Origin of the sequence: Halomonas huangheensis, from assembly GCF_001431725.1 — a bacterium.
In the GTDB taxonomy this organism is placed as follows: domain Bacteria; phylum Pseudomonadota; class Gammaproteobacteria; order Pseudomonadales; family Halomonadaceae; genus Halomonas; species Halomonas huangheensis.
The window spans coordinates 156,757-183,205 of the sequence record NZ_CP013106.1; the positions used below are offsets into that span (position 1 = coordinate 156,757).

Annotated in this window: 25 protein-coding genes and 1 pseudogene; 9 read left to right on the plus strand and 17 right to left on the minus strand. The window is 58.8% G+C overall.

Annotated elements, in window-relative coordinates; genetic code table 11:
* Positions 1-55: 55 nt before the first annotated feature.
* The 5 genes from AR456_RS00740 to AR456_RS00760 all read right to left on the minus strand — a co-directional run bounded on the left by AR456_RS00740 (position 56) and on the right by AR456_RS00760 (position 5,553).
* Positions 56-1,201 carry an ABC transporter permease gene (locus tag AR456_RS00740; protein ID WP_021819194.1) on the minus strand — a complete coding sequence of 382 codons (1,146 nt, stop codon included), beginning with the start codon at positions 1,199-1,201 and terminating at the stop codon, positions 56-58.
* 64 nt (positions 1,202-1,265) lie between these two features.
* A complete protein-coding gene (locus AR456_RS00745; protein WP_021819193.1) occupies positions 1,266-2,852 on the minus strand; it encodes a sugar ABC transporter ATP-binding protein in 1,587 nt (528 codons plus the stop codon).
* An 83-nt stretch (positions 2,853-2,935) separates the two neighbouring features.
* Complete coding sequence (locus AR456_RS00750; protein WP_021819192.1) at positions 2,936-3,595, minus strand: DUF2291 family protein; 660 nt, start codon at positions 3,593-3,595, stop codon at positions 2,936-2,938.
* 429 nt (positions 3,596-4,024) lie between these two features.
* Positions 4,025-4,483, minus strand: a complete 459-nt coding sequence (locus tag AR456_RS00755) for a hypothetical protein (RefSeq protein WP_021819191.1) — start codon at positions 4,481-4,483, stop codon at positions 4,025-4,027.
* Positions 4,484-4,539: 56 nt separating this feature from the next.
* Entirely contained in the window at positions 4,540-5,553 is a 1,014-nt protein-coding gene (locus AR456_RS00760; protein ID WP_021819190.1) for an alpha/beta hydrolase, read from the minus strand.
* A 228-nt stretch (positions 5,554-5,781) separates the two neighbouring features.
* On the opposite strand from AR456_RS00760, the gene AR456_RS00765 reads away from it, so the two are divergent.
* Together AR456_RS00765 and AR456_RS00770 are read left to right on the plus strand one after the other, a co-directional pair.
* On the plus strand, positions 5,782-7,974 hold the full coding sequence (locus AR456_RS00765) for a malate synthase G (RefSeq protein ID WP_021819189.1): 2,193 nt from the start codon (positions 5,782-5,784) through the stop codon (positions 7,972-7,974).
* Positions 7,975-8,126: 152 nt separating this feature from the next.
* Complete coding sequence (locus tag AR456_RS00770) at positions 8,127-8,540, plus strand: PaaI family thioesterase (protein ID WP_021819188.1); 414 nt, start codon at positions 8,127-8,129, stop codon at positions 8,538-8,540.
* Positions 8,541-8,556: 16 nt separating this feature from the next.
* On the opposite strand, the gene AR456_RS00775 is transcribed toward AR456_RS00770, so the two are convergent.
* Positions 8,557-8,946 carry a DUF423 domain-containing protein gene (locus AR456_RS00775; RefSeq protein ID WP_021819187.1) on the minus strand — a complete coding sequence of 130 codons (390 nt, stop codon included), beginning with the start codon at positions 8,944-8,946 and terminating at the stop codon, positions 8,557-8,559.
* Between the two features lie 105 nt (positions 8,947-9,051).
* On the opposite strand from AR456_RS00775, the gene thiS reads away from it, so the two are divergent.
* The 3 genes from thiS to trmB all read left to right on the plus strand — a co-directional run bounded on the left by thiS (position 9,052) and on the right by trmB (position 11,064).
* Entirely contained in the window at positions 9,052-9,252 is a 201-nt protein-coding gene (gene thiS, locus AR456_RS00780; RefSeq protein ID WP_021819186.1) for a sulfur carrier protein ThiS, read from the plus strand.
* Positions 9,253-9,391: 139 nt separating this feature from the next.
* Positions 9,392-10,189 carry a thiazole synthase gene (locus AR456_RS00785; protein ID WP_021819185.1) on the plus strand — a complete coding sequence of 266 codons (798 nt, stop codon included), beginning with the start codon at positions 9,392-9,394 and terminating at the stop codon, positions 10,187-10,189.
* A gap of 116 nt (positions 10,190-10,305) precedes the next feature.
* Positions 10,306-11,064: a tRNA (guanosine(46)-N7)-methyltransferase TrmB gene (gene trmB, locus AR456_RS21535; RefSeq protein ID WP_021819184.1), complete on the plus strand. Its 759-nt coding sequence runs from the start codon at positions 10,306-10,308 to the stop codon at positions 11,062-11,064.
* Positions 11,065-11,692: 628 nt separating this feature from the next.
* Here the strand turns inward: trmB and AR456_RS21850 are convergent.
* Positions 11,693-12,160 (minus strand): annotated as a pseudogene (locus AR456_RS21850) (EamA family transporter); the annotation flags it as partial.
* A 120-nt stretch (positions 12,161-12,280) separates the two neighbouring features.
* On the opposite strand from AR456_RS21850, the gene AR456_RS00795 reads away from it, so the two are divergent.
* Complete coding sequence (locus tag AR456_RS00795) at positions 12,281-13,204, plus strand: LysR family transcriptional regulator (protein ID WP_021819182.1); 924 nt, start codon at positions 12,281-12,283, stop codon at positions 13,202-13,204.
* Between the two features lie 561 nt (positions 13,205-13,765).
* Here the strand turns inward: AR456_RS00795 and AR456_RS00800 are convergent.
* On the minus strand, positions 13,766-14,680 hold the full coding sequence (locus AR456_RS00800) for an AEC family transporter (protein WP_021819181.1): 915 nt from the start codon (positions 14,678-14,680) through the stop codon (positions 13,766-13,768).
* 171 nt (positions 14,681-14,851) lie between these two features.
* On the opposite strand from AR456_RS00800, the gene AR456_RS00805 reads away from it, so the two are divergent.
* Both AR456_RS00805 and AR456_RS00810 read left to right on the plus strand, forming a co-directional pair.
* Complete coding sequence (locus AR456_RS00805; protein WP_021819180.1) at positions 14,852-15,370, plus strand: hypothetical protein; 519 nt, start codon at positions 14,852-14,854, stop codon at positions 15,368-15,370.
* Positions 15,367-15,954, plus strand: a complete 588-nt coding sequence (locus AR456_RS00810; RefSeq protein ID WP_021819179.1) for an SCO family protein — start codon at positions 15,367-15,369, stop codon at positions 15,952-15,954. Before AR456_RS00805 ends, AR456_RS00810 begins: the two co-directional genes overlap by 4 nt.
* Before the next feature lie 33 nt (positions 15,955-15,987).
* On the opposite strand, the gene AR456_RS00815 is transcribed toward AR456_RS00810, so the two are convergent.
* The 7 genes from AR456_RS00815 to AR456_RS00845 form a co-directional block, all read right to left on the minus strand.
* Positions 15,988-17,016 carry an alpha/beta hydrolase-fold protein gene (locus AR456_RS00815; protein ID WP_417935332.1) on the minus strand — a complete coding sequence of 343 codons (1,029 nt, stop codon included), beginning with the start codon at positions 17,014-17,016 and terminating at the stop codon, positions 15,988-15,990.
* A 49-nt stretch (positions 17,017-17,065) separates the two neighbouring features.
* Complete coding sequence (locus tag AR456_RS00820) at positions 17,066-17,845, minus strand: FKBP-type peptidyl-prolyl cis-trans isomerase (RefSeq protein ID WP_021819177.1); 780 nt, start codon at positions 17,843-17,845, stop codon at positions 17,066-17,068.
* Between the two features lie 250 nt (positions 17,846-18,095).
* The gene (locus tag AR456_RS00825) at positions 18,096-18,539 is read right to left on the minus strand and encodes a universal stress protein (protein ID WP_021819176.1); all 444 of its coding nucleotides are present in this window, start codon (positions 18,537-18,539) and stop codon (positions 18,096-18,098) included.
* Positions 18,540-18,569: 30 nt separating this feature from the next.
* Positions 18,570-19,853, minus strand: a complete 1,284-nt coding sequence (locus tag AR456_RS00830; protein ID WP_031207935.1) for a TRAP transporter large permease — start codon at positions 19,851-19,853, stop codon at positions 18,570-18,572.
* 32 nt (positions 19,854-19,885) lie between these two features.
* Positions 19,886-20,464, minus strand: a complete 579-nt coding sequence (locus tag AR456_RS00835; protein WP_021819174.1) for a TRAP transporter small permease — start codon at positions 20,462-20,464, stop codon at positions 19,886-19,888.
* A gap of 247 nt (positions 20,465-20,711) precedes the next feature.
* Complete coding sequence (locus tag AR456_RS00840; protein WP_021819172.1) at positions 20,712-21,728, minus strand: TRAP transporter substrate-binding protein; 1,017 nt, start codon at positions 21,726-21,728, stop codon at positions 20,712-20,714.
* Positions 21,729-21,879: 151 nt separating this feature from the next.
* The gene (locus AR456_RS00845) at positions 21,880-22,395 is read right to left on the minus strand and encodes a TIGR02444 family protein (RefSeq protein WP_021819171.1); all 516 of its coding nucleotides are present in this window, start codon (positions 22,393-22,395) and stop codon (positions 21,880-21,882) included.
* Between the two features lie 106 nt (positions 22,396-22,501).
* On the opposite strand from AR456_RS00845, the gene AR456_RS00850 reads away from it, so the two are divergent.
* A complete protein-coding gene (locus tag AR456_RS00850; RefSeq protein WP_021819170.1) occupies positions 22,502-24,457 on the plus strand; it encodes an ATP-binding cassette domain-containing protein in 1,956 nt (651 codons plus the stop codon).
* On the opposite strand, the gene AR456_RS00855 is transcribed toward AR456_RS00850, so the two are convergent.
* Positions 24,446-25,843 carry a uracil-xanthine permease family protein gene (locus AR456_RS00855; protein ID WP_021819169.1) on the minus strand — a complete coding sequence of 466 codons (1,398 nt, stop codon included), beginning with the start codon at positions 25,841-25,843 and terminating at the stop codon, positions 24,446-24,448. The genes AR456_RS00850 and AR456_RS00855 overlap by 12 nt on opposite strands.
* A 127-nt stretch (positions 25,844-25,970) precedes the next feature.
* The gene (gene dtd, locus AR456_RS00860; RefSeq protein WP_021819168.1) at positions 25,971-26,408 is read right to left on the minus strand and encodes a D-aminoacyl-tRNA deacylase; all 438 of its coding nucleotides are present in this window, start codon (positions 26,406-26,408) and stop codon (positions 25,971-25,973) included.
* Positions 26,409-26,449 lie beyond the last annotated feature (41 nt).

Below are 26,449 nucleotides of genomic sequence, written 5' to 3' on the forward strand. Positions count from 1 at the left end.
ATAGGGATGGTTGTCGATGTAGGGCTGTGTCTATGCATGTTGTAATTCATGCTTGTCAGACCGTTTTGGCGGTGGTGGTGCCCAGTGCAGAGCTGTCCTTGTTTGACTCACCCTGTCCTGGAGACATGCGCTCTGGAGGCATGTGTTGTGTAGTCGGAGTGGAGTCCGACGAAGCTCGCTTGCGAGCCCGGTATTGAATGCTGTTGAGCATCACGGCGAGCACGATCACGGTGCCGGTGAACACGGTCTGCCAATAGGCGGAGACGCCGATGATCACCAGACCGTCGGAAAGAAAGCCGATCACGAACGCGCCCAGCAGCGTGCCGCGCACGTTGCCGCGTCCACCGGCCAACGCTGCCCCGCCGATAACGACCCCGGCGATTGCAGTTAATTCGTAGGTGGTGCCGGCGGTGGGGCCCGCCGAAGTGAGCTGTGAGGACAGCACCAGTCCGGCAATTGCCGCACACACACCCGAGAGGACGTAGACGGTGACCTGCACGCGTTTCACCGGGACGCCAGACAGCTCCGCCGCACGTGCGTTGCCGCCGGTAGAGTAGATCCAGCGGCCGAACGGAGTCCGGTTGAGCAGCAGCATGCATAGAATGCCCACCGCGGCGAGAATCAGGACTCCGACCGGGATGCCGAGCAGGCGGTTGAAGCCGAGCCAGTCGAAGCCGGTATTGCCCAGTTCCGCACTGCCGCTGAGGTTATTGAAGGTCAGGCCGTCGGTCAGCAGCAATGCGGCACCGCGGGCGACGTACAGCAGACCAAGGGTGGCCACAAAGGCCGGGACCTTGAAGTACGCAATCAGCACGCCATTGATCAGGCCGACCAGCGCCCCCAGGGCGCAGGTCAGGATCACCACCACCCACACCGGCGGATAGACGATGACACCGGCGGAATCAATCGGCACGCCTTGCATCAATAGGCCAGCGAAGACCCCGGTGAGTCCAAGGGTCGAGCCCACCGACAGATCGATGCCGCCGGTGAGAATCACCAGCAGCATACCGATCGACAGCAGGCCGAAGATCGCCACGTGCGATGACATGGTCAGGAAGTTGCTGGTCGAGAAGTAGACCGGTGACAGCAGCGAGAAGATCACGATGATCGCAATCAGCGCGAAGAACGCGCGTCCTTCGAGCAGTAACCGGGCGATATCGAATCCGCGCCGGGAGGATGTGTCAGGTGTTGGGGTAGACATTATTGTTGCTCCCGAAATGGTTGCTCCCGAAAGAGAGACTGGCTCACAGATACGTCACGGTTCCTCAGGCAGCGGCAGACTCTCCGGAGGCGGCCATGATCTGCTCCTTGGTGACGTTGCTGTCGAATTCGGCGCTGATGCGTCCGCGGCTCATGACAATCACGCGATGCGCGATGCTCAGGCACTCCCCGACCTCGGAGGTGGTGTAGAGTACGGCGAGCCCCTTGCTGGCACCCTCCGCGAGCAGTTTGAAGACTTCGGCCTTGGCGCCGATATCGATGCCACGGCTGGGTTCGTCGAGTAGTACGGCCCGGGGTTGAGTGGCCAGCATCTTGCCGATCACCACCTTCTGTTGATTGCCCCCGGACAGCGAGTCGATGCCGGCGTGACCGCCGTCGGTCTTGATGTGTACGTTGCCGATGGAGTGATCAATCACCTGTTGTTCGCGCTGCCGAGAAGTGAACAGCCCGCGGGTGAAGGTGCCGATGCTGGCCAATGACAGGTTCTGGCCTACTGACATCGTCTGCACCAGACCGTCGCGCTGACGATCCTCGGGCACCAGTACCAGGCCTTGCTCGATGCGTTGAGCGATGGTGGTGCCGACGATCTCTCTGCCCTCGAGCAGGATGCGTCCAGAGCTGATGGGCAGACGGCCGGCAATGGCTTCGAGCAGTTCGGTGCGGCCAGCGCCCATCAGGCCGTAGATACAGACGATTTCACCTGCCTTGATGTCCAGTGACAGCGAGTCGACAGCGATGCGCTCTTGATTGGCTGGGTCAGGGATTACCACCCGGTCCAGTGACAGGGCCACTTCGCCCATCTCATGGCCTTGTGGCGGTGAGCCGAGATCGAAGCCTTCGCCGACCATATGCCGGACGATCCATTGCAGGTCGATGTCCTTGCGCTCGGCGACCGCCGTCATGCTGCCGTCACGCAGCACCACGGCGTGGTCGGTGATCTGCAGCGCCTCTTCGAGATGGTGAGAGATGTAGACGATAGCGACGCCGCGGTTCTTGAGGTCTGCGATGACCCTGAACAGCACCTCAACCTCCGAGGCGCTCAGTGCTGAGGTTGGTTCGTCCATGATCAGGATGCGTGAGCGGGCCGAGAGCGCGCGGGCGATCTCGACGATCTGCTGTTGGCCGAGGCGCAGCTCCTCGACAGGCGTCAGCGGGTCGATCGGCTCGTCGAGCTCTTCCATCAAGGCACGGGTCTGGCGCTCTTCCTCGGCATAGTCGATGCCACCGGGCCCCGCGATCTCGCGACCCATGAAGATGTTGTCGCGCACACTGAGATTGGGCGCGAGGCTCAATTCCTGATGGATGATCGATATTCCCTGGCGCTGGGCGTCGGAGGTCGAGGCGAAACTGACTGCTGTGTCGTCGAGCAGAATTTCACCGGATGAAGGCTGAATGACCCCCGACAGGATCTTCATCAGCGTCGATTTTCCGGCGCCATTCTCGCCAAACAGTGTGGTGACCTGACCGCAGTGGATATCGAAATTGACGCCCTTGAGGGCATGCACATTACCGAATGATTTGGCGACATTGCGCGCCGACAGCACGATATCGCCAACAGTATGATGTACGGCTTGAACACCGAGGTCGAAAGTGTCGGGGCCGGTGCTATCGAGAGAGGTGTTGTTGTTCATGGCCTGCTGCATCCAATTGAAGGGGCGGGCTGTATATAAGCGCTCGACGTTGTTTATAAGAACTCAGTGCTGTGTATATACGCTCAAGGTTGCTGTACGCTGAAACGAACCGGGGTGACCAGCCAGTTGCTCGGGTTGATCAGCTTGAAGACCCCGGTAACCTCGACCTGCTTGCCGCTCAGGTTGGCGGTATCGATATCGGCCAATACCTGCTGTTTCATGGTGTTATTGAGTGCCGCCCCGGCATTCTGATATTCGATCTGGTTGGTGAACTGACCAAACTCGATCTCGCCGGTGGCATCACGCAGATCGGTGCCATTGATCGCCGGACCGGTCTGCATACGCAGGGTCAGTGTCTCGGGTAGCCCCGGCACCCGGACGTCGTAGATGCCCGCCTTGCCTTCGCCGACAGTGCCGCTGAAGGTGACCGGCAGTACTGGCCCGATACCGGCTTCCACACCATGACGCTCGATCGCTGCGGTCTTGTCAGCATTGAGTGCTGCTGCCAGTTCGCTGGCTTCCACGGCATGTTCGATCACATAGCTCTGGACCGCCGGGAACTGTTCCGCGCCGTACTGCTGAGGCGAGAAACCAGCCTGGCGCTGGTCGGCCTCGGAACCGATCTTGATGACTCGGGTGTCGAACACCATGGCGGCGACCAGTACCGCCAGAAAGCCACAGGTGATGATCAGACGGCGGCGTGGTCGTGCATGGGACCGGGAAGCACTGACGGTTGTCGTCATCTTGCGAAGCCTCTTGTTATTGATGGTGCCTGGCGTGAGTGGTCTCTGATGCCCCTGATGGAGGCCTTCATGACCTTTTTCAAACAATTTTTCACGTCACGCAAAAATGTTCAGATGTGCTCCAGTGTAGCTTTCTCATGGCTGATGTCATGTGGTTGAGCGTTAGACTTTAGGCGAGGTGAGGTGAGGGCACAGTCGAGAGCTGGCAACGCGAGAGCACTATCGAGTCGTGTGACACTGAGCTGGAGATGAGTAGTGATGGAAGGACGTGGTGAAAGAAGGTGACTGCGATGTAGCGACTGGAGGAGCGTCCAGCAGGAGATGGCAGTCTGGGGAGAGGGCCGGTGAGCACCGGCCGTTGGTATTCGGGGGCTGGAGTGTGCTGGGGTAGCTGGAGTGCTCTGGGGTAGCTGGAGTGCTCTGGGGTAGCTAGAGTGCGTCGGCGTCAAAGGCGCCATTGATCACCGTTGACCATTGCGCTGCACCATCGCCAGGGCGGCGCAGGCGTAACTCAAGACGGTAGGGCAATAGTTCGCGGTCGGACAATCGCAGGCGTGGCCCATCCGCGATCAGGCGGCTATCGATCAGCCACTGACCCGAATGCTCGGAGGGGGTGTCGCCGGGCTGCCAATCGAGCACCTGGGGGCCGTCCTCGGTGCCCAGCAGACCTCGGGTCAGGCTTTCCTGCAGTTGCGGTTGGTCAATGGTAAAGCTGCCATCGACGGAAGGCGGCGAAAGCAGCAGTACCTGATCACGCAGTGATGTAGCTTCGAGAGGGGGGGATTTGATCACCTCTTCGGCAGCACTCTGACCAAGAGCCAGTAGGGCCTGACGTACAGTCTGTGGCTGCTCGGGACCTATAGCACAGCCCGTTATGGCCAATATCATCAGCAAAGTTGCGGCACGCACCAGCGGCCAGCGGCCTGACCATCTCGATCTGGTATCTAGCGTTGCGATGCTCGGGAATGGGAGCATATTGGTTGTGACCTCGCGTCCACTGCGGCGGTAACCAGTAGCGGGTTGATGAACTGCCGGATCTGTTCGAACAGTTCACGGCGTATTGGCTCGATTTCATTGACCAGATGATGCCGTGCTTCGGAGTGCCGGTGAATAGTGGCGCGGGGAAATTTTCCTTCAAGCACAGCCAGATTCCAGGGACCATCCACGGTCAGGTCTTCATCGCCCTGCAGAATCAGGGTAGGCAATAAGCTGGGTGGCAGCTCCATCAATTGTGGCATCCAGCGGCGCATGGCGGTGACCCAGCCGGTCGGTAAGCGTAGAGGCTGAAGTGGATCCCGCTCGCGCAGGAAGGTGGTGAAGTCAGCATCGTTGGAATTGGGGCGGAAGCGGCGCGGCACACTGGAGACAAAGGGGCCGACGATACTATGAACCCAGGCCGAACGAGCCCAGTTCCAGGGACGAACCAACGGAGCAAGCAGTACCAATCCGCACCAGTGGCCGTCATCGGCGTGGCTCAAGGCATCGGTGGCCAGAATCGAGGCCCCGGTGCTCTGACCAACTCCCAGCCAGGGGCCTTTGGCGAGACCGTCATCACAGAGCCGCTGCTGCAACTGGCGCAGGCATTGGCCGTACTCGGCAAAGTCTTTGATATCGGCACGCTCACCGCTGGATAAGCCGTGTCCGGGCAGATCCCACATGACAACCTGCAGGTTCTCCTCGAGCAATAGTTCCAGCAGGTGCCGATAGAGTCCCATGTGGTCGTAGTAGCCATGAACTATGATGGCTGTACCACGTGGTTGTGGGGGGCTCCATACCTGCGCCCACAGCCGATAAGGCTCCACCTCGATATTTCCGACGTGCAGGGTTGTCTTGTCCTTCAGCAATACCCTGAGGCGATAGTGATCGAGATAGCCGGCCAGCGGAGTGCGGTCGCTGAGCTCTTCGAGCTGAACCAGCGTCATCCCTTCCATCGCCTCAAGGGGAGTGAAATCTGTCATCGCGCTCTCCACCTTGAGTGCCCATGCTAGCGGCACTAAGGATTTGGCACCACTGTTTCGTAATGGTTCGGTCACTAATCATTTGGTCTAGCTCATTAAGATTGTCGACATTCTCGGGTTTACATATGGAATTGTTTTCCACAAAATTGATCGTGAGCAGTCAAACTTCCCCAGTCCGGCCTGCTGATGCCAAGGGGGGCACGGTTGGCCACACGAGGAGTCTCACCCATGACGCAACGTATTACCCGCCATCGCCTACAAGTGGCCGCAGAGCTGGACAAGTTCATCAACGAACAGGCTCTGCCTGGTACTGGGGTCGATGCAGACGCCTTCTGGAAGGGTGTCGACGAGATCTTTCATGAACTGGCACCCGTCAATCGTGAACTGCTGGCAACCCGTGATGCTCTGCAGCTGAAGCTGGATGCCTGGCACAGCGAACATCCGGGGCCGGTGCAGGACATGGCCGCCTATCAAGCTTTCCTCAAGGAAATTGGTTACCTGGTGGACCCGCCGGCCAGTGTTGAGGTCACGACACAGAACGTCGATCGCGAGATCGCGGCACAGGCCGGCCCGCAGTTGGTGGTACCGGTCAACAACCCGCGTTACGCGCTGAACGCTGCCAACGCTCGTTGGGGCAGTCTCTACGACGCACTCTACGGCACAGATGTCATCTCCGAAGAAGATGGCTGCGAGAAGGGTTCCAGCTTCAACCCGAAGCGTGGCGAGAAGGTCATCGCTTACGCGCGCAATGTGCTCGATCAGGCAGTGCCGCTGGCCACCGGTTCGCATCGCGAAGCCGTCAAATACGTGTTGCGCGATGGCCGTCTTGTGGTTTCGCTGGAAGGTGGCCGCGAGACCGGCCTCAAGGAGCCGGGCAAGTTGGTTGGCTATCACGGCGAAGCCTCGGCACCGAGCTCGATCCTGATGTCGCACAACGGCTTGCATCTGGACCTGCAGATTGATGCCAGCCATCCGATCGGCAAGACCGACCCGGCTGGCGTCAAGGACCTGGTGGTCGAAGCCGCGCTTACTTCGATCATGGACTGCGAGGATTCTGTTGCCGCAGTGGATGCCGAGGACAAGGTCGGTGTCTATTCCTGTTGGCTGGGCCTGATGAAAGGCGACCTGAGCAGCGACGTGAGCAAGGGGGGCAAGACCTTCACCCGTCGCCTCAACGATGATCAGCGCTGGACCGCGCCGGATGGTGGTGAAGTGACCCAGCCGGGACGCTCGCTGCTGTTCGTGCGTAACGTCGGCCACCTGATGACCACTCCGGCGGTGCTGGATGCCGATGGCAATGAGCTTCCCGAGGGTATCCTCGATGGCATCGTGACGTCGCTGGTTGCCATGCATGACCTGAAAAAAGGTGCTGATCAGCCGCGTAACTCGCGTACCGGCTCTGTATATATCGTCAAACCGAAGATGCATGGCCCGGAAGAGGTGGCATTCGCCAACACCCTGTTCGGGCGTATCGAAGACCTGCTGGGCCTCGAGCGTGACACCCTGAAAATGGGCATCATGGATGAGGAGCGCCGTACTTCGGTCAACCTCAAGGCCTGCATCAATGAAGCGACTTCTCGTGTGGTGTTCATCAACACCGGCTTCCTCGACCGCACCGGTGACGAGATGCATACCGTCATGCAGGCGGGTGCGATGATCCGCAAGGGCGATATGAAGGGCTCCGCCTGGATTCAGTCCTATGAGAGCAGCAATGTGCTGGTCGGTCTGGCCTGCGGCCTGCGTGGTCGTGCGCAGATTGGTAAGGGCATGTGGGCGATGCCGGACCTGATGGCTGAGATGATCAAGCAGAAGATCGGCCATCCCAAGGCTGGTGCCAACACGGCGTGGGTACCCTCTCCTACCGCTGCGGCGTTGCATGCTCTGCACTACCATCAGATAGATGTTGCGGCAGTCCAGCGTGAGCTGGAGGACCAGGACGAGAGTGCTCTGCGAGGAGAGTTGCTCAAGGGACTGCTGACAGTCCCGGTGGCCGAGTCCATCAACTGGAGTGCAGACGAGCTTCAGCAGGAGTTGGACAACAACTGCCAGGGCATCCTCGGTTATGTCGTACGCTGGGTTGAACAGGGTATCGGTTGTTCCAAGGTGCCGGATATCCACGATGTTGGACTGATGGAAGATCGTGCCACGTTGCGTATCTCCAGCCAGCACATTGCCAACTGGCTGCATCACGGCGTCGTCGATGAAGCCCGCGTACGTGAGACGCTGGAGCGCATGGCGAAGGTGGTGGATGGTCAGAACGAAGGCGATCCCAGCTATACACCGATGAGTGCAGACCTGGCGGGTTCGAGTGCCTTCCAGGCCGCCAGCGACCTGATCTTCAAGGGACGCGAGCAGCCGGCGGGTTACACCGAGCCGCTGCTGCACCACTGGCGCCAGGTACACAAGGCAAGAACTGCCTGAACCACGCTTGTTCGTCGGAAACGAACGTCGTGAGCTCGAAACGCCCCCTCGGCCATCGGCCGAGGGGGCGTTGTTGTGTTCATTGTCCGGTACCTTCGCTATTCTCGACCATCATTCCCATCCACCTGGCACCATATCGCAGAGAGAGCCTTATGACTGTAATGACCCCCGCCGCTATCGAGGATTTTCTCGATGAGGTCTTTCCGCACCGTGCCGGTACCATCGAAGGGGTGGGAGAGATGCGCGCGACCATGAGCCTTGCCGTAGAGGATGAGCATCTGCGTCCGGGGGCCTGTGTGTCGGGGCCGACCATGATGGGGTTGGCGGATGTGTGTCTGTATGTGGCGATTCTCGCCCAGGTGGGGCCTGAGGCGATGGCCGTCACCACCGATCTCAACTGCCACTTTCTGCGACGCGCACGTGGTGACCGGGACCTGATCGCCAACGCGCGAATCATCAAGTTGGGACGGCGCATGGTGGTAGGCGAGGTGCAGCTGTTTTCCGATGGCGATGAAGCGCCGGTGGCGCACGTTACGGCGACCTATGTGATCCCTGACAGCGACTGAACCGCAACAGCAGTGTTCAACGCTGGCGGAAGATACCCCAGGCGAGGCGTAACCAGCCGGCGATCAGGATGGCGCCACCAATCGGTGTAACAATGCCGAAGGCACCGAGGCTGGTATTTGCCAACGCCGCCAGTGCCAACAGGTAGAGAGAACCACTGAACAACAGGGTGCCGAAGCACCATAGCATCAGCGTCTGATGTTGAAAGGGCCTGGCATGTTGTGCTCGCCAGGCGAGCAATGCCATGGCGGCGAAGGTGTGCCAGGCCTGATAGCGTACCCCGGTGATAAAGGCGTTCTCGAAGCGTGGCTCGAGCAGACCCTTCAGCGCATGGGCGGCAAGAGCCCCCAGAATGACTACCAGCGCGCCGGACAGCGCCATCGTCAGCCACCAGCGGCGATCCTGCATGCATCTAACCTCACTGTGAGTGTGGAAAACGCTCCCAACCGTACCCTGTGCGCTGCCAAACCGCTACAATGGAACTCCGCGAAATTCACGATCAACGAGGTGGTCATGCAGATACAGCTCAATGGTGAGTCCCATGCAATTGATCGTGAGCAGAGTGTCGCCGAGCTGGTCGAGTCTCTGGGGCTCGGCGGGCGAAGAATTGCTGTGGAACTCAACGAGGATATTGTGCCTCGCAGTCTGCATGCCGATACCCTGCTCAGCGATGGCGACAGCGTCGAGATCGTTCATGCCATTGGTGGTGGCTAAGCCCCGACATTGTTGAGAAACAACATTGTCTTGAGCGCCATCGACAGACGACGACAAGCGGCTCATCTCCTTTGCGACCGTTTCACTTGAGCCCGTTTCATATGTGACAAGCCAGATTTTCGACAAGCCAGGACAGCCCATGACCGATATCTTCCAGGATAGTCCCTTGCGCGTTGCAGGGCATTCGTTCAATTCCCGTCTGCTGGTTGGTACCGGCAAGTATCGTGACTTCGATGAAACCGGGGAGGCGATCGCTGCCAGCGGTACCGAAGTCGTGACCTTTGCCGTGCGCCGCACCAACCTCGGTCAGGATGCCGGTGCGCCCAATCTACTGGATGTGGTCCCTCCCGATCGTTACACCCTGTTGCCGAATACGGCTGGGTGCTACAACGCGAAGGATGCCGTGCGCACCTGTCGTCTGGCTCGTGAGCTGCTGGATGGTCACAAGTTAGTCAAACTGGAAGTGCTGGGTGATGACAATACGCTCTATCCCAATGTGGTCGAGACGCTCAAGGCGGCCGAGACCCTGGTAGCGGATGGTTTCGATGTCATGGTCTATACCAGCGATGACCCCATCGTGGCGCGAGAGCTGGAAGCCATTGGCTGCTGCGCAGTGATGCCGTTGGGTTCGTTGATCGGCTCAGGGCTGGGTATCCAGAACCCCTGGAACGTGAAACTGATTATCGAACAGGCCCGGGTGCCGGTATTGGTCGACGCTGGCATTGGTACGGCCTCCGAAGCGGCTCTGGCCATGGAACTTGGCTGTGATGGTGTGCTGATGAACTCGGCCATCGCCCATGCTCGTGAGCCGGTACTGATGGCACAGGCCATGAAGTGTGCCGTTGAAGCTGGGCGCCAGGCTTTTCTGGCCGGACGCATGCCTCGACGCGAGCGTGCCGAGGCATCATCGCCTTCCGCTGGACGCATCAACGCCTGATACATGCCAAACATGATGGCCCTGCACCGAGCCGGTGCTTCATGGACACCTGGAGCTGGTTCTTCATGGATATCCACAGCCAGTTCTTCATCATCATTCAGAGATAGTATTGCCGCATGACGGAACCCCAACAGCAGGACGACCCTTCCAACGACTCGCGGGCGACTGGCCCGGAGTCTTCCGACGCGCCTCTTCATCGGCGTGGCATCAAAAGCTATGTCCTGCGCGCTGGGCGTATGACCGTGGCGCAGACTCGCGGCCTCGAGGAAGTCTGGCCGCGCCTGGGGCTGACTCTTGCCGATGGCCGCCAGGACCTGGATGCGTTGTTCGGGCGTTCGGCACCACGTGTCGTCGAGATTGGCTTCGGCATGGGCGCATCGTTGGTCGAGCAGGCCGAAACTCACCCGGATACTGACTTCATTGGTATCGAGGTACATGCGCCGGGCGTCGGCAAACTACTGGACGAGGTCGACAAGCGTGGCCTGAGCAATATTCGTGTCTACCGTGAGGACGCGCTGGCGGTACTGGAGCAATGTTTGCCACCGGCCAGTCTCACCACCTTGCAGCTGTTCTTTCCCGACCCCTGGCCGAAGAAGAAACACCACAAGCGACGTATTGTTCAGCCGGCGTTTGTTGAACTGGTGCGTACTCGTCTCATGGAAGGCGGCAGTTTGCATATGGCCACCGACTGGGAGGCATATGCCGAGTGGATGGCCGAGGTCATGGACGCTGCGCCAGGCTACATCAATGCCGCGGCGGCCGAGACTGCACCCTACGTCCCACGCCCGGACTTTCGTCCGTTGACCAAGTTTGAGGCTCGGGGCGAGCGGCTTGGTCATGGTGTCTGGGACCTGATCTACCGCCGTGCCGATTGAGGCTGTTGCTGATGTGATTCGAGCTGGTGCCGTCTGCATTGGTGTAGCTCGACCCGGTGTAGCTCGACCTGGTGTAGCTCGACCTGGTGTAGCTCGAACTAGCATAGTGCGGTAGCCCCGCACTACGTTGCACCTTCACGCCGGCATACAAGGCCCATAGTGCCCCGGCCAGCGATAGCGTCATGCCTCCCAGTTCGGCGAGACCAGGCTGGTCGGCATACATGACCACGCCCAATGCCAGAGTCACTGCAGGCGTCAGAGTGATCAGCGCAGAAGTGCAGGTGACGCCCAGCCGTGTCAGGCAGGCGACCAGAAATCCATAGCCGCCGTAGGCCGACAGCACCACCAGCCAGACCAGTGCCAGCCCGCTGTCGAGCCGCATCGGTGGCAAGGCTGGCAGCCCCGGTTCGAACATCACCGCAGCCAACCCGAACAGCAATGTCGCGGCACTCAGCTGCAGAGCCAGCCGAGTGACCAGCGACAGAGGCGCAGGATGATGCCTGCTGGTTGCTGCTGGTGGCGTCAGGATACTGCCGACCGATACGGCGACCACCGCGACAACCGGCAAGGCATAGGCCCACCAGCGTGCCGCCCCGGCAGCTTGCATATCACCCATGACCATCGTCATTGCGCCCAGTGTGGCTACCGCCATACCCCACCATTGGGCTCTGCAGCTGCGCTCACGTAGTACCTGTCGAGCCAGTAGGGCTGCAGCCAGCGGTTGAAGTGCCCCGATCAGCGCCGCCAGGTTGGCGCTGACGCCTTCCGCGACAGCCAGCAGCATCGCCAGCAGATATACACCCACTGTCAGGCTGCCGCAGGTCATCTCATGGCGGGCTTGTTGCCAGGTTGGCCGTGCTCCTGGCCTTGTCCAACGCATCGCGACCACCAGCCAGGCGATCGCTGCTGCCAGTGCGAATCTCCAGCTGTAGAAGCCGAGTAGCGGTGTGTTGAGGTCAAGGCTCATGCGGCTACCGATAAAGCCACTGCTCCAGCACACCACCAGACCACAGGCAATGGTCAGGGTCGTGATTCTGCCCAACAGGCGCTGGCGAGTTTCTGCGAGCGGAAGGTGGATGCGCAGTAGTGACAGCATGACGGACTCCGGCAAACAAAGTGCATGAGACTGGAACTGGAGTCTGAACTACTGCTAGCCTTTCGAGAATCGCAACGTTCTGCAGTTAGACTTCAAGAAAATTGAAGGGTGGCATAGCCAATGAGTGAGCGTACTGGAGTGGCGTTGGACCTTGAAGCGTTACGCAGCTTTATGGTGGTGGCGCAATTGGGCAGCTTCGCAGCGGCGGCTGAACACCGTCACCGCACGGTGAGCGCCCTGAGCATGCAGATCAAACGCCTTGAGGAACGCCTGGATTCGAGACTGCTGGTCCGTGGGTCGCGGGGAGTGACGCCGTCACCTGCTGGTGAGTTGTTGCTGGGAGAAGCTCGTGAGCTGTTGCGTCAGCATGATGGCCTGGTGGCACGCTTGACCGGAAAGGGGCTCAGTGGCCGCGTGCGCTTTGGCATGCCCGAAGGTTATGCTCCTCATTTGGTCGAGCAGGTATTGCCGGACTTTGTCGCTGCGCACCCCAATGTGCTGCTTGAGGCGGTGACTGCCCCCAGTGGCGAGTTGGCCAATCGCCTCGAGCGCGGTGAATTATCATTGGCAGTGGCGCTGGATCGGCCTCATAGTCTCGCCGGCGGTACTCCTTTATGGCAGAGCGCGCCTGTCTGGGCAGCCTCACGCGAATTTGTGATTGACCCGATAGCGCCATTACCTCTGGCACTGCATCCCCTGCACTGTCCCTTTCGCTCGCTGGGCATCGAGGCTCTGGAGGAGATGGGACGTGAATGGTCGGCGGTATTCACCAGCACCAGCATTCATACGTTGGAAAAGGCCGTCGAGGTGGGGTTGGCAATCAGTATCCTTGACCGCCAGAGGCTGACACCAGCGATGCGCATGTTGACGCCGGAGGATGGCTTGCCGGCATTGGCCGGAAGTGAGGCGCGGCTGTATTTCAGTCGACGCGTAGGGGCGGCGTCCTGGCCAGCCGTCGAGGCACTGGCGGAGCTATTGAGACAGCGTCTGGAAGGCGTTGGTCCCTGGCCAGCACGTCGCTCTGGTGCAGTCTATCCCCGCTGAATCGAGGAAAGGGTGGGCCTGAAAAGGAAAAAACCGCCCCGAGAGGGGCGGTGTAAGGACCGTGACTAGCAATGAGGAGGAGAAACCAGATCAGTGACTGGCAGCGTCTCTGGTCTGGTACCGACGCCTCATCAACGTCGATGGAGTAACTGTAAATCGTTCTCATTATCTCTGTCAATGCAAACGAGAAACTTTTTTAATTGGATGCGAGCTACGAGCTACGAGCTACGAGCTACGAGCTACGAGCCGCTTGTGACTTCTATTTAACGCCAACATAAAAAGGCCGCCTCTGGTAACAGAGGCGGCGCAAGGACCGTGACTAGCAATGAGGAGGAGAAACCAGATCAGCGACTGGCATTGCCTCTGAAGCTGGCACCGGCGACTCATCAACGCCGATGAACTCAACATAAATCATTCTCATTTACCTCGTCAATGCAAACGAGAAACTTTTTTAATTGAAGGCGACAGGCCTCGAGCCACGAGCGCGCTACGTTCGAGCCTTGATCACCTGAATCCCGGCTTTTGTCCGTGCGCCGAAAAGCGTGCAGCTCATGACAGAGGCTATGCCACCAAACGCATCCATAAAGGCAGGGTGGCCATGGCGACGAGTGTCTGGGCGGTAATCAGGCCGGCCATCAGCTCGGCGTCGCCGCCCAGTTGGCGTGCGAGAATATAGGCGGAAGTCGCTGTTGGCAGTGCGGCGAACAGCAAGGCGACATCGCGGCTGACGGGATCCAACCTCAGTAGCCAGGCGAGTGCAATGACCAGCGCCGGCATCAACGCCAGCTTGATCAGTGATGACACCCATAGCCCGAGGTCGCGACGCAGCAACGCCTGGGGACGCAAGGCGACGCCGACTGCCACCAGACCCAGCGGCAAGGCCGCGCGCCCCAGTAGTTCCAGAGTGCCGGCGCTCCAGCTCGGCAGGCCGATACCCGACAGGTTCAGGCCGATGCCGATCAGGCAGGCGAGGATCAGTGGATTCTGGGCAAGGGCGGTGATCGAACGCCACAGGCCCGAGCGGCCCAGGGTGCCGGCGGCGATGAAGGTAATCACGCAGAGCACATTGACCACCGGGATCATCAACGCCAGTGCAACAGCGGCGGTGGTCGCGCCGAGACTACCATGCAGGGCGGCAGCGCCCGCGACGCCGACGTAGGTGTTGAAGCGAACGGCACCCTGAAACACTGAAGTGAAAGACGCTGCATCAAGGCCAATATGCGGCTTGAGCCACCACAGCAGGGCACTGAAGATCAGCATGGCACCAAGCAGCACGATCGCCACTCGTGCTACCGGTACCTCGGACATGTTTGACTGCGCCAGAGTGGCGATCAGCATCGCTGGAAACAGCAGAAAGTAGATCAGCCGTTCCATGCGTACCCAGAAATCGCCGCCCGGAATACGGCTCATGCCCAGCACTGCTCCGAGCAGGATCAGCAGAAATAGTGGGCCCAATGCCGCAGCAATTCCCTGCATGGTCTCTCCCTATAGATCGCTAGCTGATGTTGACGCGGTTGTCGTTGTTTCGTGAATACGAGTACTCAGCGTTGAATTCGCCACTGACTGCGACAACCGCGCGCAGGGGGGCAGCGCCAATAGCTGATAAGCTTGAGTTATGTCCATTTTCCATGGAGGCCGCTTGTTGTCATGCTATTGCGACGGCCCTTCGGGTCGCGCTCGACGCGTCGGCCTCGTCTTCATCTGTTGATCGTTGTCACGCTGATTACTCTGGTGGTCGCGCTGTGGTATCTGCTGCGCTACCAGTTCAGCGATGAGCACGATGTACGCTGGTATCCGCCGTCCTCCAATATAACCTGTAATCTGCATGAAATGCCGTGCAGTGTGGAGCTCGGTGAACTTGGCCGCATGCAGTTGGCCATTCCGGTCGAAGGGCCGATCAAACCTCTGGTGCCGTTGCCGGTTGAAGTTCGCTTGGATGGCATCGAAGCCGACAAGGTGATGGTGTCCTTTGAAGGAGCTGATATGGATATGGGCACTTATCGATTTCCGCTAGGAGCGGAGTCCGCGCAGCATTTTGTCGGTGAGGGTCAGTTGAGTATCTGTACTCGGGAGTCCATGGATTGGCGTATACGCGTTGTGCTGGATACCGACCAGGGGAAAGTGGGAAGTTGGTTTGATCTCAGTGTGGAACGGAGCCTGCCATGATGACGCGCAAACTCACCATGTCGCTGGCGGTGATCAGTATCCTGGCGATTGCCGTGCTGTTGAGCTGGAAACCATGGCAGGTCTCCGGTGATGTCCCTCAGGTTGGTGGTCCCATCGAACTGTCATCCACCAATGGCAATTTCTCACTGTCCGATCTCGAGGATGACCAGCTGGCTATCGTGTTCTTCGGTTACACCTGGTGTCCGGATGTCTGTCCGATGGCGTTGTCGGTAGTACGTCAGGCGCGTCAGGCGTTGCCGGAAGGTCAGCAGCAACGTGTGGTTCCGGTGTTGATCTCCGTCGACCCCGAGCGCGATACCATTGCTCGACTCAGAGAATATCTGGGGTTTTTCGGTGATGACTTCATTGGTGCTACCGGCAGTCAGGCGCAGCTCGAGGAAATCGGCCAGCGCTATGATGCCATGTGGCGCAAGGTGGACGCAGAGGAGTCGGAATCAGGTTACACCGTGGATCACAGCGCTTCGCTGTATCTGGTCAATTCCGAGGGTGAGGTAATCCAGCGTGTACTGCATTCACCCACTTCCGGGCCGCTCAAGGCGGCACTGGACCAGGCACTGAACTAGATATTGATCCGGGGCTGTCCCGATGTCTGTGTTTCAAGGTGCCGATTGGAGGCGGTCAACCATGGCCATTAGTGCCTGGAGCTGGCGACCGTCACGACTGTCCTGCTGAGGGTCGATTTGCCAGCGGCTTTCACTGAAGCCCCACCAGTCCCAGCAACCCTTCGGGTTGGCCAGACTGGATGCTGCCTGAGGGTAGAGCACCACAAGCTGTTGGGCCTCTGCCTGCTGGTTGAACCCGTTGAGCCGAACGAAGTCGGGTACGGTGCCGGAATCGCTGGCTGGCCCCATCTCGCAGCCATGCAGGACCACCACCAGAGAACAGTCCCCCGTCTCACAGCTTTCAGGCACATACAGATAGCCGGTAGTGGCGAGCCCTCGTGCATCGAACTCGTGCTGATCAAAGCTGATCAACTGGCCACGCTCGGCATCGGCATTCTTCACAGCGGCAGCAGCACTCGGGTACCACCAGTCCAGTGCTTCGCGGGCCAGATTTCGATCACAGGCCAGTAGCCAGGGAGCACCCCCTTCGGTGCAATTGGTGAGTGACTCATCGGCAGTTGCGGCGGCAACCGGCCAGCCGTGTTCAGCGACGTTCTCTACGCTCTTCAATTGTTGCTGGGGGCTATCCAGCCAGTAGTGCCACTGACGGAATTGGGCATCACTGACATCGGAAGAGATGATGCTGTCCTCTGTACCATGCCAGATAAATACGCGTAGCTTGCCACGGTCAGTGGCATTACCAACAAGATCATGTGCGCGATAGGCTTGCCAGCGCTCGTCGAGAGCCTCGAGATCAGGTGCTCCCAAGCGGGTAGACATGCATTGCGTCAGTGCCAGAATCAGCTCTCCACGAGCACAACCCCAAGGGCCACTGGCTACCAGCCCGAGGCTATTGAAGCGTGACGGCCAGGCCACAGCCATCTGGTTGGCCATATAGCCGCCCGACGATATGCCGATAACGGAGGCGTGCTCAGCATCGAGCCCCAGGGCCGGGAGTCTTGAGACATCAGCAGCTTGTGCCATATCTGGAAGTGAAGCTGCAAACGAAACCGCCAGCCCCACAAGGAGGCTGGCGGTTCTGAACGGTAACGCTGACAACGTCAGAGCGTCCTTATTTGTCTTCGTCGGCGGTTTCTTCTGTCGCTTCGGCAGAGGCTTCGTCTGTAGCCTCATCAGCGGCTTCAGCCGCCGGAGTTACGCCCAGCAGTTCAACCTTGAAGACCAGAGTCTCGTTGGGGCCGATCGGGCCCTGACCATAGGTACCGTAGGCCAGCTCCGGCGGAATCACGACTTCCCAGGTATCACCGACGTTCATCATCTTCAGTGCTTCCTGCCAGCCGTCGATCACCTGACCGACTTCAAAGCTGACCGGCTCGCCGCGCTCGTAGGAACTGTCGAATACCGTACCGTCAATCAGCTTACCTTCGTAGTTGACCTCTACGGTGTCACCGGCTGCCGGAGTCTCGCCGTCACCTTCCTCGACCTCACGGTACTGGAGACCGGAATCGGTGGTGGTCACGCCATCCTTCTCGGCGTTTTCGCTGCGGAATTCCTCACCAGTGGTCTTGTTTTCCTCAGCCTTCTGCTGCATTTCTTCCTGGCGCTGCTGCTGTTCTTCCTGACGCTTGGCCATGGCTTCCTGCTGGAACCTGGTCAGGACCTCGGCAATTTCTTCATCGGTCATGTCCATTTCACCGCCGGCGAACACATCTTGAACGGCATCGGTGAACGCGTCGGTGTCCAGATCTTCAACGTCTTGCTGGATACTCTGTCCCAGTGTGACGCCAAGGCTATAGCTCAGCTTGGCCTGGTCGGTTTCCGGTGCAGAGAACGCTAGCGGTGCCGCCCCCAGAAGGGCGATCAAGGAGGCGGATGTCAGCAGTGTCTTCATGGAAATCCTTAACGTTGGCAGAAGTTGCCGTGTTTGAGTGTCGTTGCTATGACTCTATCAGGCTGTGAATGGTTCCGCATCCACCGGAAGGGTAGATGATCTGGGGCAGAAACAGGTGACGAGCCGCTCGAGCCGTTGTTTGTAAGCTACAAGCTGTAAGTGACCCCGCAGCGGTAAGCTTCGAGCCTTGACCCGAAGCCTGGGTTTCTATCCGTGAACTTGCAGGGCGATACTGATCTGCTCGTAGCTTTTAAACCACCAGCGTCGGGCACTCCGCCGAGCCCGCCACTCGCTGAGCGACGCTGCCCAGTAGTAGCCCACCGTCCCCGTTGGTGCCCTGTGCGCCGATCACGATCAGATCACATTCACGTTTGCGGGCGAACCGCACAATGGTGCGCGAGGGACGCCCACCCTTGACGAAGGCCCTGACCTTTTCCGGCGCCATCCCCCACGCAATGGCTTCTGACTTGGCGTGTACCGCGATTTCCGATGCGTACTCCTTGAGCGCGTCGTCAGGCAGGTCCAGTTGTGTTGGCCTTACCATGGATAGTGACGCTTCAAGCAGGCTGTGGTGCTTGAAGACACAGAGGATATAGAGCTCAGCCCCGGTCAGAAGATGCAGGCCTACGGCCTTCTGCAGTGCCTTCAGAGCGCCCTTCGATCCATCTACAGCAACCAGTATTCTATTGAACATGCTAGTGGCCTCCCATGATCCACCTGGCCTTTACCTGAAGGCGATGTCGCGCAGGAACAACGCAATCTGAGGGAACATGATCAGCAGTGCTGCTGCCAGGATCAGCAGCAACACGAAGGGCGGAGTGCCCTTGATCACATCCAGGTAGGGGCGCTTGAAAATAGCGATAGCCGTGAAGATGTCGCAGCCGAAGGGTGGTGTAGCCGAGCCAATGGCAACCTGTAGGGTGATCAGGATACCCACCAGTACTGGATCCAGCCCCGTGGCTTCAATGGCCGGAGCGAAAATCGGAGTCAGAACCAGGATGACCACGATCGGGTCGACGAACATGCAAGCCACAAAGAAGGCCACGCAGATGGCGATCAATACGCCTGTCGGTCCCGCGTCGTTGATCCCGGCGGCTTCCAGCAGTGCCTGAGGAATCTGCGCGAAGGAAATGATCCACGAGAAGCCGTTGCCAACGGCAACCAGAATGAAAACGACGGCGGTAATCAGGCCTGTGGATTTGGCGATGGCATAGATGTCGCTCATCTTCAGTGAGCGGAAGATCATGAACTCGAGCAGGATGGCATACATCACACAAGCTGCAGCGGCTTCCGTAGGGCTGAAGATGCCACCGTAGATGCCACCGACAATGATCACCGGGAAGCCTAGCGGCCACAGCGCCATGCGTACGGCCGAGAAGCGCTCTCCCCAGCTGGCCTTGGGTTCAGTCGGCACGTTGCGCACGGTGGCATAGATCACACAGTAGATGGAGAACATCACCAGTATCATCAGGCCCGGTCCGATACCGGCAATGAACAGCTCTCCGATGGATGTACCGGAGATGACCCCGTAGATGATCATGCCAATGCTTGGCGGAATCAGGAAGGCGATGTCACTGGCATTGATGATCAACGCCAGTGTGAAGGAGTCCGAGTAGCCGGATTTGAGCATCCGAGGGCGCAGTGGCGAGCCAACGGCGACCACCGTGGCTTGAGTGGAGCCCGATACCGCACCGAACAGGGTACAGGATGCTGCGGTGGAGACGGCGAGGCCGCCTTTCACGTGGCCGATGAAGGCCATGACCATATTGATCAATCGCTCTGCCGACTGACCACGGGTCATGATGTCGGCAGCGAGTATAAACATGGGCACAGCGATCAATGACGCGGGACGGATGCCAGCCATCATCTGCTGGATCAGGGTATCCATGTTCCCCATACCGCCGAACATCATGTAGAAGCCAATCACTGCAGCAGAGATCAGCGGGACCATCATCGGAAAGCCCAGCAGAAGCAGGGCGATCATGGTGCATACCATTATTGTTGTCATGGGTGTGTTCCTCCAGGGGCCGTGACAGCGACTCAGACTTCGGACTCAGTGTCCTTGTAGCCGTCTACTACACCCGTAGACAGATAGACGTCATGGGAAGTGAAGTTCTTGACTGCCGTCAGCAGGTATTGAATGCCAGTGATCAAGAAGCCGAGCGGAGCCCAGATGTAGATGATGAAGATCGGGAATCCCAAGGCAGGCAGAACACGCCCCTTGTCGTAGAGATCAAGAATATAGATGACAGAGAAATACAGCAGGAAGAACATCACTGCTGACGTAAACAGCGAGATGATGATCATCAATACCTTGCGTCCTCCCACCGGTAACGCATCGTAGACGGCCGACATGCGGATATGGCGGCCGTGACGGGCGGCATAGCCGATACCGGCGAAGGTGATCATGATGATCAGGATGCGATTGATCTCCCCGGAAAAGAAGATGCTCTCACCAAGCACGAAGCGTCCTATGACATTGGCGATGGTATTGAATGCCATCAGCAGCACACCGAGCGCCAGAATGATTGCTTCTACGCGACTGATGAAGGTGTCGATGCTGCCCAGTGGGCCGGGTAGGCTCGATCGGTAATTCTTTTCGGTTTCTTCTTCGGTCATTTTGGCGCCCTCGTCTTCTGGACAGATTGCCGGGGGACTTGCGCTCCCCAATTGTTGCCCAACATCTTGTTGCAGCGTAACGCCTGAGCGCCGAACATCCGGAATCCTGCATCAACGATGGGTGTACGCTTGAGCTTTCGGGCCTGGCTGCAGTGCTATGCCGGAAGCCGCTATACCCTGGAAACAAGAGGGGGGCAGCGTGGCTGCCCCCCTGGCGTGGCGTTACGTTGGATATGTCGCGGTGAGGTTATTCGCCTTGTACTGCTTCCAGGTCAGCCTTGAACTGGTCAAGCAGTTCCTGACCGGTCTCGCCAGTCATTTCGACGAACTTCTCTTCCACCTGAGGCGCACGTTCCTTGAACGCTTCGATCTGCTCTTCATCCAGACGTGTCACGGTGACGTCATCGGAAGCTTCCTGGATCTTGGCCAGAGATTCCTCGGACAGACCCTTGATATGCTCGATGGTAGTGTCGTAGGCCGCGTCAGTAGCGTCCTGCACTAGTTGCTTGTCCTCGTCGGACAGGCCTTCATAGAAGTCACTGTTGGCCATCATGGCCGTGGTGAACCAGCCGTGACCTGTGAAGGTCAGGTTGGGAGAGACTTCATAGAGACCACCAGACTCGATCCAGAAGATCGGGTTTTCCTGGCCATCGATGATGCCAGTCTGCAGGCCACCATAGACCTCACCCCAGGCCATCGGCGTCGGAGTCGCACCAAAGGCACGATAGGTTTCTGCCAACAGCGGATTGGTCATGGTGCGGATCTTCTTGTTGTCGAAGTCCGCTGGTGAGGTAATCGGTTCGTCGGCCGTTACCACCATTTCGCCTTCCGGATACATCTGCAGCAGTTCCAGACCGTGTTCAGCGTAGAGCTCGGGGAACATCTCATTGATGGCCTTGCTCTCGTCGAAGAACTCGAGCACCGTTTCTTCGTCGGTCGGCAGCAGATAGGGGATGAAGAATATCTGAGCGGAGGGGATCAGTGCGCCGGTGAAACCGGGAGATTGATTGACGAACTGCAGAATTCCATTCTGAGTCTGTTCCATGATGTCATCCGACTCACCCAGCTCACCGAAGCGGTAAACCTGTACGGAGTGGTCAGAGTTATCCTCGACATACTGCTTGAACGCCTGGGCGAATACGTCCTGTACATCGCCTTCGTATTCTTCATGTGCATAGCGCCAGGTGTCAGCCAGGGCGATCGATGACATGCCGAGCATAAGGGCGCCAATACTGGCGGTGGTCAACAGTTTAGTTGCCTTCATTATAAGGGTTCCTCTGCAGTTCTTGTATTGGCGAAATAGGCGAGAATTCTGCACGCATTCCAGCGTTGTTCTTCGCGCGTATCCAATGCCATTGTGCGTAAGCAAAGGGCACAGAGTTTCTCTTGCGCTGTATTTCAGGCTAGCGCGACGCTTACATAGGGTCAAGCTGGCTTTCTATATGTCTAAGTGCGCTAACTTGTGATTTTTTCTGAATTTGGCCCGTTGAATGTAGCACTTTTTCCAGGCGAGGGAGGGGGCGGGGAAGTGGGCTCAGTAACATACTCTTCAGGCTAATTTTCATGAGGATGTGCAGCGTTTCGCGTTCGGCATATAACTCCGCCTGACTGACCTGCGAGCGAACATTGGCGACTCCCTCGGAGGACTGCGCTGCTGGCTTCAGTTGTCGTCTCAAGTCTCTAAGCGGACGAGTCACTGCATGTTGCCATTGCGCGACCTCGGCAGGCAGCGGCCCTGCTTGTGCGGCGTGTTGATATAGCCAGCAGCGCCACAGTAACTCACAGACATCCCAGCCATGCTCGTCCTGCAGGACGAGGCAGTGTTGTTCTACGCCCGGGCGAGAATAGAGACCCACAGCGAACTCCCAGAGCGGGTCGGCCTGCAACTGGTGGCGCAGCAGCGAGATGAATTCGGTAGAATCGGCGTTCAAAACCAGCGTACCCCTAGTCGCACGAAAGAATTGTGCGCCTGAACCGTACGCACGGATATATGTTTCCCAACGACCTCAAGCAAGGTTGAAGCACTATGGAGCCTCGATGATTGCACTGCGCCAGGTGACCCTGCAACGTGGGGCCGAGCCACTGTTTGAAGACGCTGATGTGACGCTACATGCCGGCCACAAGGCAGGTATCGTCGGTCCCAATGGGGCCGGGAAGTCCAGCCTGTTCGGCCTGATCCTTGGCGAGATAGGTGCCGACAAGGGTAGCATCGAGATGAGCGGAGGCCAGCGCATTGCCCATATGGAGCAGGAAGTGGACGCGTTGGAACGCCCCATCATCGATTACGTTCTCGATGGCGATAGTGAGCTGAGACGCACCGAAGCGGCGTTGGCCGAGGCACAGGCAAACCAGGACCACCACCGCGAAGCGGAGCTGCACGGGACCATCGAGGCGCTGGACGGATACAGTGCGCCGGCTCGGGCCGCGCAACTATTGGTCGGACTGGGCTTTGCTCAACAGGACCTCGACAAGCCGCTGTCGGCGTTCTCTGGTGGTTGGCGCATGCGTACCAACCTCGCGCGCACCCTGTTCATGCCCTCGGATGTGCTGCTGCTCGATGAGCCAACCAACCACCTCGATCTCGACGCTCTGTTGTGGCTCGAACAGTGGCTGGTGCGCTACCCGGGCACGTTACTGTTGATCTCCCACGACCGCGACTTCCTCGATGCTGTCTGTGACCATATCGTGCACTTCGATCGCCAGCGTCTGGTGGTGTATCGCGGAAACTACACGACCTTTGAGCGCACCCGTGCCGAGAAACTGGCTCTTCAGCAGGCCCAGGCGGCCAAGCAACAAGCTCGTCGCGAGGAAATCGAGAACTTCGTGGCGCGCTTCCGATACAAGGCCACCAAGGCACGTCAGGCACAGAGTCGCCTGAAGATGCTCGAACGCATGGGCACCATTGCCGTGGCGCATGTCGATTCACCGTTTCACTTTACTCTACCGGCTGCAGACAAGACCTCACATCCGTTGCTGGTCATGGATGAGGCCACTCTGGGATATCACCACGCCGAGAAGGGCGAGCTCGTTCAACTGGAACAAGTGCGCCTGACCATTCTGCCGGGGCAGCGCATCGGTCTACTGGGCCCCAATGGCGCGGGCAAGTCGACACTGATCAAGTCGTTGACTGGCGAGTTACCGTTGCTGGGTGGCAAGCGTGTGGCCGGTGAGCATCTTGCGGTGGGCTATTTTGCCCAGCACCAACTGGAAGGTCTTGATCTGTCATCGACACCTTTCCAGCATGTGCAGCGCCTCTCACCGACTGCTGCCGACAGCGATATACGTCGCTTCCTCGGTGGTTTCGGTTTCCCGGGGGATGATGTCTTCGCTCAGGTCGAACATTTCTCGGGGGGAGAGAAGGCACGCCTGGCGCTGTCACTGGTGGCGTGGCAGAAGCCCAATCTGCTGCTGCTCGATGAGCCGACCAACCACCTGGATCTGGAGATGCGTGAGGCGTTGACCGAGGCATTGGCAGCCTTCGAGGGCACCGTGATCGTGGTATCTCATGATCGCCACCTGCTCAAGGCGACGGTCGACGAGTTCTGGCGTGTTGCTGACCATCGTGTTGAACCTTTCGATGGCGACCTGGAAGACTATCGTGATTGGCTCAAGAGCCGTCTGGAAGCCGAGCGGCGCAACGCGCGTCAGTCGAAGGGCGAACAGTCGAAGAGCGAGCAGACAGAAGCCGTAGCTCCGCGGGAAGACCGCAAGGCCTCAAGGCGTGCCGCTGCGGAGCAGCGCGAGAAGTTGCGCCCGTTGAAGCGTGAACGCGACAAGGCTGAGCAGGCTATGGAGAAGGTGCAGCATCAACTGGCAGGGCTGGAAGAACAGTTGGCCGATGCCGAGCTGTATACCGACTCGGCCCGCAAGCAGGAACTGACCGACTGCCTGGCCCGCCAGGGCGAACTCAATGCGCAATTGGCGGACCTTGAACAGCAGTGGCTGACGGCAGAGGAAGCGCTTGAAGAGTTGACCCAGCAGCTATCGAGCTGACCCAGCAGCCGGTTTGGCCGAGCGCTGTGCATTCTTGCGCTCCATGTGCTCGGCGAGCTGTTCACGCTCACGCTGCTCGTCGGCGAGCCCACGTTTCGGCAACACCAGATTCAGCACCAGTGACGTAATGGCTGCCACCACTACGGGGGAGCCGCCGATTGCCAGTTGGAACATCGGTGGCAGTACCTCGATGGCCTCCGGCGCGGCATAGATGCCAAGGCTCATTGCCAGCGCCAGACTGGCAATGGTCATGTTGCGACCCGACAGTTCGTCGCGTGTCAGTAGCTGGATGCCTGTCATGGTGATCATGCCGAAGACGGTGATGGTAGCGCCGCCGAGTACCGGATAGGGAATAGTGGTCATCAGCGCACCAAACTTGGGTATCAATCCCGCCAGCAGCATGAATACCGCCGCCAGCCCCAGCACGATACGACTGACCACCCGAGTCATGGCGACAATGCCAACATTCTGACTGTAGGAGGATGTTGGCAGGGCACCGAATAGCGCACCCACCAGGGTACAGAGACCGTTACCCAACAGCCCACCGGATAACTCCTTTTCCCCCAGTTCGCGGTTCATACCGCCAATCGTCGTTGCCGATAGGTCGCCGATGGTCTGGACTGAATTGACGATACAGATCACCACCATCGAGACCACCGCGGCTGCCGGAAAGCTCAGTTCAAATGGCATCAGCTTCGGCGAACTGAACCAGGCGGCCTCAGCAACGGGCGTGAAGTCGACCATACCCAGTGCCAGTGACAGCACATAGCCGACCAGAATGCCGCAGACGATCGCCGAGAGTTTCATGAAGCCGCGGGCAAACTGTGAAATCACCAACACCACGCCGAGGGTCGCCAGCGATACCGCCCACTGCAGTGGCTGGCCGAAGTCGGGGTTGTTGACGCCACCGGCCATGTAGCGGATGGCGATGTCATACAGTGACAGACCAATCACCAGCACTACGGTGCCGGCGACGATGGGGGGGAATAAATGACGCAACGGACGTATACCGAGCCCCACCAGTAACATGGCGAGGCCGCCGACCAGCTGTGCGCCGAGAATTCCGCTCAGGCCGTATTGCGCGCCAACCGCGGTAAGTGTTGGCACGTAGGCGAAGCCCACACCAAAGATGGTCGGCAGGCGGGCACCGAAGCGGCCCACACCATATAGCTGGATCAGCGTCGAGATACCGGATGCCAGCAGCGAGATCTGTATCAGCAGCAGAGTCTCGGCTGGTGAGGCGCCCACGGTACCGGCGACAATGATCGGCACCGTTACCGTGCCCATGATCATGGCAAGGATGTGCTGCAGGGATAGCGGAACTGCCTGACGCAGGGGCGGTTGCCCATGGAACTCGAAGACCGAGGTACTGATGGCTGCTTTCATGGATACGATTACCGCTTGTTTTTGTATACATTAGCGATTCTGGTAATAATTTCCACAAACTGCAAGGCAAAGGCATGCAACTTGCCGCAAAATGCGACCAAGGGATAAGAAGAGGCATCAAGGCCGATCAGCTCTCGAGCAGGAAAGTCACCGGGCCATCGTTGATCAATGAAACCTGCATATTGGCACCGAACTCACCACTGGCGACGTTTGACCATTGTTGCTGCGCCTGGTCGAGAAGGTAGTGAAACAGACGCTCGCCATCGGCTGGCGGAGCGGCGCTGGAGAAACTCGGGCGCAAGCCCTTGTGTGTATCGGCAGCGAGAGTGAATTGAGAGACCAGCAGCAGCCCACCTCCAGCCTGCTGTAGATTGAGGTTCATCTTGCCGTCGTCATCACTGAAGACACGGTAATGCAGCAACTTGTGCAACAGGCGTTGAGCTGCTGCTTCATCATCACCCTTCTCGACACCCACCAAGGCCAGCAGTCCGTTATCAATGGCGCCCACGCTACGCTCGTCGACGTCAACACTGGCACGGCGAACACGTTGGATCAGGGCTTTCATCGGTAGGTCCTCAGCGGCGAAAGCGAGCAGGTTAGCACGCG